Origin of the sequence: Streptomyces sp. NPDC001536, from assembly GCF_042894505.1 — a bacterium.
In the GTDB taxonomy this organism is placed as follows: Bacteria; Actinomycetota; Actinomycetes; order Streptomycetales; family Streptomycetaceae; genus Streptomyces.
This window is the reverse complement of the sequence record NZ_JBIAVQ010000014.1, coordinates 289,468-299,554: the sequence shown is the minus strand read 5'-3', so window position 1 is coordinate 299,554 and position 10,087 is coordinate 289,468. Positions and strand designations below refer to the sequence as shown.

Here is a 10,087-nt window from a genome sequence, read left to right as displayed (position 1 = left end):
GCGTACTTGTTGGTCAGGACCGAGCCCTGGGCCTCCATGACCGCGAGCGGCGCGAAGTTCTCGGAGGCGATCATCTCCAGGGTGGACTGCTGACGGTTCAGCTCGGCGTCGACCGCGACGGCGATCTCCGGGTCGAGCTCGTGCAGGGGCGTGTTCAGTGCGGACATCAGGTGTACGACTCCTCAGCCGGCGGAAAAGGCGGTGTACTCGTCGGCGGAGAGCAGGTCGGCCGGCTCGTCCGCGATGCGTACCTTGAACAGCCAGCCGCCCTCGAAGGGGGCGGAGTTCACCAGCGACGGGTCGTTGACGACGTCCTCGTTGACCGCGGTGACCTCACCGGACACCGGGGAGTACAGGTCGGACACGGACTTGGTCGACTCCAGCTCGCCGCAGGTCTCGCCCGCGGTCACCGTGTCACCGACCTCCGGGAGCTGCACGAAGACGACATCGCCGAGCGCGTTGGCCGCGTGCTCCGTGATGCCTACCGTCGAGACGCCGTCCTCGGCGCCCGACAGCCACTCGTGCTCCTTGCTGTAGCGCAGCTGCTGGGGGTTGCTCATGGCCTGAATTCTCCTGTACGCGGGGGAGTGCTGGTGAATGGGGGACTGCTGGGAACGTGCGTGAGCAGCGGAAATGTGCGCAGGGTCACGCGCGGGCGCGCGACCTCACGTCCAGTGTCTACTTCTGGCGCTTATAGAACGGCAGAGCCACGACCTCGTAGGGCTCGTGGCTGCCCCGGATGTCCACACCGACCCCGGTGGTGCCCGGCGCGGCGTGCGCGGCGTCGACGTACGCCATCGCGATCGGCTTGCCCAGCGTGGGGGAGGGGGCGCCGGAGGTGACCTCGCCGATCACCTGGCCGTCGGCGACCACGGCGTACCCGGCGCGGGGGACACGGCGGCCCTCGGCGATCAGGCCGACGAGAACGCGCGGTACGTCGTGGTCGAGGTTCTCGAGGGCCTCGCGCAGCGCCTGGCGCCCCACGAAGTCGCCCTCCTTCTCGAACTTCACCACCCGGCCGAGCCCGGCGTCGAAGGGGGTGAGCGAGGTGCTCAGCTCATGCCCGTACAGCGGCATGCCCGCCTCCAGGCGCAGCGTGTCCCGGCAGGACAGACCGCAGGGGATCAGGCCGACGGCCTCGCCCGCCTTGGTCAGGGCCTGCCACAGCTCGACCGCGTGCTCGGGCTTCACGAACAGTTCGAAGCCGTCCTCGCCGGTGTAGCCGGTGCGGGCGATCAGCGCCGGGACACCGGCGACCGTGCCGGGCAGCCCGGCGTAGTACTTGAGGCCGTCGAGGTCGGCGTCGGTGAGGGACTTCACGATGCCGGAGGACTCGGGGCCCTGCACGGCGATCAGCGCGTACGCGTCCCGGTCGTCGCGCACCTCGGCGTCGAAGCCGGCCGCACGCTCCACCAGTGCGTCCAGGACGACCTGGGCGTTGGAGGCGTTGGCGACGACCATGTACTCGGTGTCGTGGAGCCGGTAGACGATCAGGTCGTCCAGGATGCCGCCGTCCTCGCGGCAGATCATGGTGTAGCGGGCACGGCCGACGCCGACGCTCCCGATGTTGCCCACGAGGGCGTAGTCCAAGAGGGCCGCGGCCTGCGGTCCGGTGACCGTGATCTCGCCCATGTGGGAGAGGTCGAAGAGCCCGGCCTTCGTGCGCACGGCGTTGTGCTCGTCGCGCTCGGAGCCGTAGCGCAGGGGCATGTCCCAGCCGGCGAAGTCGGTCATCGTCGCGCCGAGCGAGCGATGCAGGGCATCGAGCGCGGTAAGACGGGGTTCATTGCTCATCGGACGGTTGTCTCCCAAGGCATGACGGCGAGGTCGTTCCTCCCCATCTGTCATCGGAACCTGAGAGGTTCGCCATGACCGCAGGGGACATGACTTGCACCTTGGGTGGAGCCGCCGGAGGGCGGCTCGCTTTTCAGATGTGCCTCGCCCGCGCGGTAACGGGGCCTGAGAGATTCAAGGGAGGGACTTGCTCCTTCGGCGTCCCAGCAGGGCTGGGAACTCTCCCGCGCGGATTCAAACGGCCGGTATGCAGTTGGCGCGGCCATCATTGCACGCATCCGGCGACCACGGCAGGGGCGGCCCTCGCCGCAGCCTGTAGCAGGCCTGTTGCGAGAAACGGACGGAAACAGGAGGCACCGCGGATTACCTTCTCTTTACACTCGACGGGGATGGGAACTCGTGACCCACCCCAGGGGAGGACGATCACGGTGAACAGGACCACTGCGTACGCCACCACCTCGGCCGTCGCGCTGCCCGCACAGCCGGCCGCTCCGGCCCGGGAGGCGTGCGCACCGCAGCCGGTCGTCCGCGACCTGCGCGACCGCGCCGGCCACAGCCCGCACGCCCTGCTCTTCGCCCCGGACGACCTCGTCGTGATCACCGGCCTGCCCGGCAGCGGCAAGTCGACCCTGATGCGGCGGGCCGTCAAGGGCACCCGGATCGACTCCCAGGACACCCGCGACCGCTGGGACGAGCGGGCGCCGCGTTTCCTGCCGTACGCGATCTACCGCCCCCTGGTCCGGGCCGCCCACTACTTCGGTCTGTTCCGCGCGCTGCGCTCCGGCAAGGGGGTCGTCGTGCACGACTGCGGCACCCAGTCCTGGGTGCGCGGCTGGCTGGCCCGCGAGGCCCGCCGGCGCGGCGGCACCCTGCATCTGCTGCTGCTCGACGTCACCCCGGACATCGCGCTGGCCGGTCAGCGCGAGCGTGGCCGCGGCGTCTCGAAGTACGCCTTCCTCAGGCACCGCACGGCGGCCGCCCGGCTGATCCGCTCGGTGGCGAAGGGCGACCTGCCGCAAGGCGTCGGCTCGGCGGTGCTGCTCGACCGGGACGCGGCGGACACCCTGCGCCGGATCGGTTTCACGGGCTGACCTCGGGCGCCCGCGTACCCGCTAGCCTTCTCAGCCACAGACCCGACACAAGCGGCAGTACTCGGCAGGCGGACGGACAGATGGCATTCCCGGCACAGGCACACCCCCATCCGCACGGCGGCGGATGGCCCGGCAACGAGCTGGAGGAGGTGCTCTCGGCCTCCCTCGGCATGCCCGCGGCCGGTGCCCGGATAATCGAGGTCCTGGGCCGCAGCTTCGTCTGGATCCCGCTGCCGAACGGCGGCGGCCCGCACAGCGGCCCCCTCGACCTGCCCAGCATGGAGATCGAGGGCCAGGCGTACGTCCCGGTCTTCAGCTCCGAGGAGCAGTTCCGCCATGTCGCGGGCGGGCACATGGCGTACACGATCGCGCCCGCGGTCGAGTTCGCGCGCGGCCTGCCCCCGCAGGTCGGCATCGCCGTGAACCCGGACGGCGTGGTCGGCGTGCCCCTCCCTCCGCCCGCCGTCTCCGAACTCTGCCGCATCGGCCGCACCCCGCTGGACGGCCCCAACACCGGCGGCCGCGTCAAGCTCTACGAACCGGACTGGCAGGACGACCCGGTCGACTTCCTCGCCACCGCCTCCGCCGAGTTCGCCGCGACAGGCGTCGTCCTGACCGCCCGCCGCTGCCTGGCCTCGATCGAGACGGCCGAGCCCGTGATGTTCGTCGGCGTAGAACTCTCCCAATGGGAGGGCGACTTGCGTACCCTCCCGATGGACGCACTGGGCAGGGCCCTGGGCCGAACCCCGGTGAAATGGCCGGTGAACCTGGTCCTGCTGGACGTAGCGGATGATCCGGTGGGTCACTGGATGAAAGAGAAGGTACGTCCCTTTTATCAGCAGGACTTTTAGACGCCCTCAGGGCAGCACACCTAGGGGCGCGGGGAACTGCGCGACAAGCCACGACGTACCGGCACCCCGCAGACCACCGCAAGCCCCGAGCCGTCACCGCTTAAGCTGTCGGCAGACATACGCACCGTTTCTCCGGAGGGACTCGTGAGCGCGAGCGGCACCGCCGCGACCGGCCAGGTCGAGCACATGCTGCGCCAGGTGACGCCGGGGCGATACGACGCCTACGAGGCACTCCTCCGCGCCCTCGCCACCCCCTCCTCCGGCCAGATCTGGATGCTCCTCTGGCACGGCCAGTCCGGCTCGCCCGACGCCCAGTACGGAAACATGGAGGTGGGCGGGTACGGATACGCCCCGTGCGTCACCTCCGCCCAGGAACTGAGCGCCAGCGGGTGGAACCGCTCCTACGAGGTCGTCGACGGGATCGACGTCGCCCGCACCCTCTACCCCGACCACTTCGGCCTCTGGCTCAACCCGCACGCCCCCGGCGGCGGAGTCGGCATCCCCTGGCTCGACCTGCGCCGGATCGCCACCGGTCTGGAGCGCCAGCCGGCCGGTCCGCTGCGGCTGTCGGAGCCCGGGATCGAGATCCCGCAGTTCTACGGCCTGATCGCGCAGAACGCCCACCGCACCCCGGCCGTCCGCTCGCTGCGCCGCGCCTGGGTGCAGCCCGCGCTCGGGGCGCCGTACCTCGCCATCGGACTGGACGTGTACGACACCAGTCCGCCCGCCGTGGACTCGGTGCGCGCGATGATGCAGCAGTCCATCGGCGCGGTCCCGGACGGGCTGCCGGTGTCGACCGTCGCCATGTCCGACGAGTACGACCCGGTCGCGATGTGGATGCGCGCGAGCGCCCGCCCCTTCTACGACCGCGAGGCGCACGCGGCGGCTCCCGCGCAGGCTCCGGCGGCCGGGTACGGCTACCCTCCGGCGCCCGGCGGCTACTGATCCAGACCGGCACAGGCTCTTCTGTTACGGGAGTGTATCTGCGCGCGTAGATGAGGGCAGATAGCCCCTATGAGGCCCTCATTGTCCCAACTGGTCCCCGTCCGGCCGTCGTTACCCGGCGTCCGGATAACGGAACCCTCCTAGCCGCATCACGTTTATGCATCCTTTCACCGCCAAGTCTGGCAACAGATCGCCAAAGCGTTGAAGACTCCCGCAGCAGGGGTGGGTTCGCCCCTGTGTACGACGGACTGATCACGCCGCCACAGCGGCAAGTGAAGGCCGGCCACCGCCGGTTGAGAGGGGCCCCTGCCAGATGACGGCACCATTGCACGAGCCGACCGCGGAAGCGGCCCCGAGCGCGGCCGAAGAAGCGGCGGTTATCAGCGCCGACGCCAAGGCCGTACAGGGGCGTTCCCTGGGACGGATCGCCTGGGAGCGCCTGAAGCGGGACAAACTCGCTCTCGCGGGCGGCATTGTCGTGCTCTTCCTCATCGTCGTCGCTCTGCTCGCGCCGGTGATCACCAACCTGTACGGCCAGGACCCGAACACGTACAACGACAAAGACCTGATCGACCCGCTGTTCGGCACCCCCAAGGGGGCCTTCGGCGGCGTCAGCGGCGACCACTGGCTGGGTGTCGAGCCGGTCAACGGCCGTGACATCTTCGCCCGCATCCTCTACGGCGCCCGTATCTCGCTGCTCGTCGGCTTCCTGTCCGCGATCGTCGCCGTCGTCATCGGCACGATCCTGGGCATCCTGGCCGGCTTCTTCGGCGGCTGGGTCGACTCCGCGATCAGCCGGGTCATGGACGGTCTGCTGGCCTTCCCGCAGCTGCTCTTCATCATCGCGCTGGTCTCGGTCATGCCGAACGAGATGCTGGGACTGACCGGCACCGACGTGCGCCTGTTCGTGATGATCCTGGTCATCGGCTTCTTCGGCTGGCCCTACATCGGACGCGTGGTGCGCGGCCAGACGCTCTCGCTGCGCGAGCGCGAATACGTCGAGGCGGCCCGCTCGCTCGGCGCCGGGCGGCTCTACATCCTGTTCAAGGAACTGCTGCCCAACCTGGTCGCGCCGATCATCGTCTACACGACGATGATGATCCCCACCAACATCCTCACCGAGGCGGCGCTCAGCTTCCTGGGCGTGGGCGTCAAGCCGCCCACGGCCTCCTGGGGGCAGATGCTCTCGAACGCGATCGACTACTACAAGTCGGACCCCACGTACATGGTGGTCCCGGGTGTGGCGATCTTCATCACCGTTCTTGCCTTCAACCTCTTCGGCGACGGCGTGCGTGACGCGCTGGACCCGAAGGGTTCCCGCTGAACTGCCGTACACAAAGCGTCCCGTGGCACCAACACGGGGTCTCTCATCAAATCCGGAGGATCCGAGATCGTGACTACCCAACGCACCTCAGGGCGGCGGAAGCAGGCGTTTGCCGCTGTCGCCGCGGTCGCCGCGCTGCTGACCACGGCGGCGTGCGGCGGCGGCGGTGATGACGGCAACGACAGCAACAACTCCACGGGCGCGGCCGGCTTCAACGCCGCGAACAACAAGGTCGCCCAGGCCTCGCTGGCCAAGAAGGGCGGCGAGCTGAAGTTCGCCGGTGCCCAGGACGCCGACTCGTGGGACACCACGCGTGGCTACTACGGCTTCATGTGGAACTTCGCGCGCTACTACAGCCGTCAGCTCGTGACGGGCACCGCCGCGCCGGGCGAGAAGGGCACCGAGCTCACGCCGGACCTCGCCACCGGTCTCGCCAAGATCTCCGACGACGGCAAGACCTACACGTACACCCTGCGTGACGGCATCACGTGGGAGGACGGCAAGCCGATCACGTCCAAGGACGTGAAGTACGGCATCGAGCGCGTCTGGGCGCAGGACGTGCTGTCCGGCGGCCCCGTGTACCTGAAGGACGTCCTCGACCCCAAGGGCGAGTACAAGGGTCCCTACAAGGACACCTCCAAGGACAAGCTCGGTCTGAAGGCCATCGAGACGCCGGACGACAAGACCATCGTCTTCAAGCTGCCCGAGGCCAACGCCGACTTCCAGGAGATCCTTGCCCTGGTCTCGGCCTCCCCGGTCCGCCAGGACAAGGACACCAAGTCCAAGTACGGTCTGCACCCGTTCTCCTCCGGCCCGTACAAGTTCCAGTCGTACAGCCCGGGCAAGGACCTGGTCCTGGTCCGCAACGACAAGTGGGACCAGGCTTCGGACCCGATCCGCAAGGCCTACCCGGACAAGATCTCGGTCAAGTTCTTCTCGAACGCCAACGACCTGGACGCCCGTCTGCTCGCCGGTGACTACGACCTGGACATCAACCAGACCGGTCTGTCCCCGCAGGGCCGCACCACCGCCCTCCAGGAGCACAAGGCCAACCTGGACAACCCGGTCTCCGGCTACATCCGGTACGCGGTCTTCCCGCAGACCGTGAAGCCGTTCGACAACATCCACTGCCGCAAGGCCGTGATCTACGGCGCCGACCACGTCTCGCTGCAGACCGCGCGCGGTGGCCCGGTCGCCGGTGGTGACATCGGCACCAACATGCTCCCGCCGACCGTTCCGGGTTCCGAGGGCCAGTCCTACGACCCGTACGAGCTCGCCGGTGCCAACAAGAACGGCAACGTCGCCAAGGCCAAGGAAGAGCTGAAGGCCTGCGGTCAGCCGAACGGCTTCAAGACCACCATCGCGGTGCGTAACAACAAGCCGGTCGAGGTGGCCACCGCCGAGTCCCTCCAGGCCTCGCTGAAGAAGGTCGGCATCACCGTCGACATCGAGCAGTACGACGGCTCGCAGACCTCCGGCATCATCGGCAGCCCCTCGAACGTGAAGAAGAAGGGCTTCGGCATCATCATCATGGGCTGGGGCGCGGACTTCCCGTCCGTCCAGGGCTTCGGTCTGCCGCTGTGGGACGGCAAGTACATCCTGGAGAGCGGCAACAACAACTTCGCCATGATCGACGACAAGAAGATCAACGGCCTGTTCGACACCTACGTCAAGACGCAGGGTGACGCGGAGAAGCTCCAGATCGCCAAGGACATCAACCACGCGGTGATGGACGGTGGCTACTACCTGCCGTTCGTCTTCGAGAAGTTCGTGAACTGGCGCGGTGACCGCCTGGCCAACGTCTACACGTCGGACAACTACAGCGGCATGTACGACTTCGTCAACCTCGGTCTGAAGTCCTCGAAGTAACCCGGCACACCCGCCGAACGGCACGAAAGGCAGGTGAAGGCCGGCGACGTGTGATCGCGGGCCACCGGACGACCTCCGGTGGCCCGCGATCCGCGGCGGGCCGAGAGCTGTGCTCGCTTACCTCATCAGGCGGCTGTTTGCCGCCGCAGTGATGCTCGTGGTCATCATCATGGTGGTCTTCGGCATCTTCTTCCTCGTCCCCAAGTGGGCAGGTGTCGACGTCGCCCTGAGCTTCGTGGGCAAGCAGGCCGACCCCGCCGCTGTCGAGGGCGTGCGGCAGAAGCTGGGACTGGGCGACCCGATCTACGCCCAGGTCTGGGAGTTCTTCAAGGGCATCTTCGCGGGCCGCACCTATGTGGGCGGCGGCGACGTCATCCACTGCTCCGCGCCGTGCTTCGGCTACTCCTTCCGCAGCGAGCAGGCCGTCTGGCCGGTGCTGACCGACCGCTTCCCGGTGACCCTGGGGCTCGCGCTCGGCGCCGCACTGCTGTGGCTGATCCTCGGTGTCTCGGCGGGCGTGCTCTCCGCGCTCAAGCGGGGCAGCCTCTGGGACCGCGGTGCGATGGTCGTCGCCCTCGCGGGTGTCTCCCTCCCGATCTACTTCACCGGTCTGCTGAGCCTGGCGATCTTCTCCTACAGCCTGGGCTGGATCGAGGGCGAGTACGTGCCCCTCGAGGACAGCTTCACCGGCTGGCTCGGCGGCATGATCCTGCCCTGGATCACCCTGGCGTTCCTCTACGCCGCGATGTACGCCCGGATCACCCGCGCCACCATGCTGGAGATCCTCGGCGAGGACTACATCCGCACGGCCCGCGCCAAGGGCCTCAAGGAACAGGTCGTCATCGGCAAGCACGCCATGCGCTCCACGATGACGCCCATCCTGACCATGCTCGGTATGGACCTCGGCGCCCTCATCGGCGGCGCGATCCTGACCGAGACCACGTTCAGCCTTCCCGGCCTCGGCCAGGCGGTGCTGAGCGGTATCAAGAACCAGGACCTGCCCATCATTCTGGGCGTCACCCTGATCACTTCCGTAGCCGTGCTGATCGCCAACCTCGTGGTGGACGTCCTGTACGCCGTGATCGACCCCCGAGTGAGGCTCGCATGACCGAACTCAGCAAGAGCGGAGCGGCCGTGGGTGAGCCCACCCCCGCTTCGCCCGCGCCGACCGCCTTCCTGGAAGTGCGCGACCTGAAGGTGCACTTCCCGACCGACGACGGTCTGGTCAAGTCCGTCGACGGGCTCAGCTTCCAGCTGGAGAAGGGCAAGACCCTCGGCATCGTGGGCGAGTCCGGCTCCGGCAAGTCGGTGACCTCGCTCGGCATCATGGGCCTGCACACCGCCGGCCAGTACGGCAAGCGCAAGGCACAGATCTCCGGCGAGATCTGGCTGGACGGCACCGAGCTGCTCACCGCCGACCCGGACCACGTGCGCAAGCTGCGCGGCCGTGACATGGCGATGATCTTCCAGGACCCGCTGTCCGCGCTGCACCCGTACTACACGATCGGCCAGCAGATCGTGGAGGCGTACCGCATCCACCACAAGGTGGACAAGAAGACCGCCAAGCGCCGTGCCGTGGAGATGCTCGACCGCGTCGGCATCCCGCAGCCGGACAAGCGGGTGGACAGCTACCCGCACGAGTTCTCCGGCGGTATGCGCCAGCGCGCGATGATCGCGATGTCGCTGGTCAACAACCCCGAACTGCTCATCGCGGACGAGCCGACGACCGCCCTGGACGTGACCGTCCAGGCGCAGATCCTCGACCTGATCCGGGATCTGCAGAAGGAGTTCGGCTCCGCGGTCATCATCATCACCCACGACCTGGGCGTCGTCGCCGAGCTCGCCGACGACATCCTGGTGATGTACGGCGGCCGCTGCGTCGAGCGCGGTCCGGCGGAGAAGGTGTTCTACGAGCCCCGCCACCCCTACACCTGGGGTCTGCTCGGCTCGATGCCGCGCCTGGACCGCGACCAGCAGGAGCGCCTGATCCCGGTGAAGGGCTCCCCGCCCTCGCTGATCAACATCCCGTCCGGCTGCGCCTTCAACCCGCGCTGCCCGTACGCGGACATCCCGAAGGACGACGTCACCCGTACGGTCCGCCCCGAGCTGTCCGAGGTGGGCAGCAAGCACTGGGCCGCCTGCCACATGTCGCAGGAGCAGCGGGAGCGTATCTGGATCGAAGAGATTGCGCCGAAGCTGTGAGCGAGGACAAA

9 protein-coding genes, 1 pseudogene and 1 riboswitch are annotated in these 10,087 nt (G+C 68.2%); of the genes and pseudogenes, 7 read left to right on the top strand and 3 right to left on the bottom strand.

All coding sequences use genetic code 11. The features are described 5' to 3' along the window. From ACFY0U_RS33860 to gcvT, 3 genes and pseudogenes are all read right to left on the bottom strand, one after another. Positions 1 to 167, bottom strand: a pseudogene (locus ACFY0U_RS33860) (serine hydroxymethyltransferase); the annotation flags it as partial. Positions 168 to 182: 15 nt separating this feature from the next. Continuing rightward, on the bottom strand, positions 183 to 560 hold the full coding sequence (gcvH, locus tag ACFY0U_RS33855) for a glycine cleavage system protein GcvH (RefSeq protein ID WP_046261643.1): 378 nt from the start codon (positions 558 to 560) through the stop codon (positions 183 to 185). Positions 561 to 678: 118 nt separating this feature from the next. Beyond that, entirely contained in the window at positions 679 to 1,794 is a 1,116-nt protein-coding gene (gcvT, locus tag ACFY0U_RS33850; protein WP_388642296.1) for a glycine cleavage system aminomethyltransferase GcvT, read from the bottom strand. Positions 1,795 to 1,937: 143 nt separating this feature from the next. After that, positions 1,938 to 2,031, bottom strand: a riboswitch (glycine riboswitch). 191 nt (positions 2,032 to 2,222) lie between these two features. Between gcvT and ACFY0U_RS33845 the strand changes: the two genes are divergently transcribed. The 7 genes from ACFY0U_RS33845 to ACFY0U_RS33815 all read left to right on the top strand — a co-directional run bounded on the left by ACFY0U_RS33845 (position 2,223) and on the right by ACFY0U_RS33815 (position 10,076). After that, positions 2,223 to 2,885, top strand: a complete 663-nt coding sequence (locus ACFY0U_RS33845; RefSeq protein WP_388642295.1) for an AAA family ATPase — start codon at positions 2,223 to 2,225, stop codon at positions 2,883 to 2,885. Positions 2,886 to 2,965: 80 nt separating this feature from the next. Continuing rightward, on the top strand, positions 2,966 to 3,736 hold the full coding sequence (locus ACFY0U_RS33840; protein WP_388642293.1) for an enhanced serine sensitivity protein SseB: 771 nt from the start codon (positions 2,966 to 2,968) through the stop codon (positions 3,734 to 3,736). A 144-nt stretch (positions 3,737 to 3,880) separates the two neighbouring features. Beyond that, positions 3,881 to 4,681, top strand: a complete 801-nt coding sequence (locus tag ACFY0U_RS33835; RefSeq protein ID WP_361490662.1) for an enhanced serine sensitivity protein SseB C-terminal domain-containing protein — start codon at positions 3,881 to 3,883, stop codon at positions 4,679 to 4,681. Positions 4,682 to 4,994: 313 nt separating this feature from the next. Next, on the top strand, positions 4,995 to 6,005 hold the full coding sequence (locus ACFY0U_RS33830; protein WP_388642292.1) for an ABC transporter permease: 1,011 nt from the start codon (positions 4,995 to 4,997) through the stop codon (positions 6,003 to 6,005). 69 nt (positions 6,006 to 6,074) lie between these two features. Continuing rightward, the gene (locus ACFY0U_RS33825) at positions 6,075 to 7,874 is read left to right on the top strand and encodes an ABC transporter substrate-binding protein (RefSeq protein WP_388642290.1); all 1,800 of its coding nucleotides are present in this window, start codon (positions 6,075 to 6,077) and stop codon (positions 7,872 to 7,874) included. A 109-nt stretch (positions 7,875 to 7,983) separates the two neighbouring features. After that, complete coding sequence (locus tag ACFY0U_RS33820) at positions 7,984 to 8,982, top strand: ABC transporter permease (RefSeq protein ID WP_388642289.1); 999 nt, start codon at positions 7,984 to 7,986, stop codon at positions 8,980 to 8,982. After that, on the top strand, positions 8,979 to 10,076 hold the full coding sequence (locus ACFY0U_RS33815; RefSeq protein ID WP_388642288.1) for an ABC transporter ATP-binding protein: 1,098 nt from the start codon (positions 8,979 to 8,981) through the stop codon (positions 10,074 to 10,076). The genes ACFY0U_RS33820 and ACFY0U_RS33815 overlap by 4 nt, the downstream gene beginning before the upstream one ends. Positions 10,077 to 10,087 lie beyond the last annotated feature (11 nt).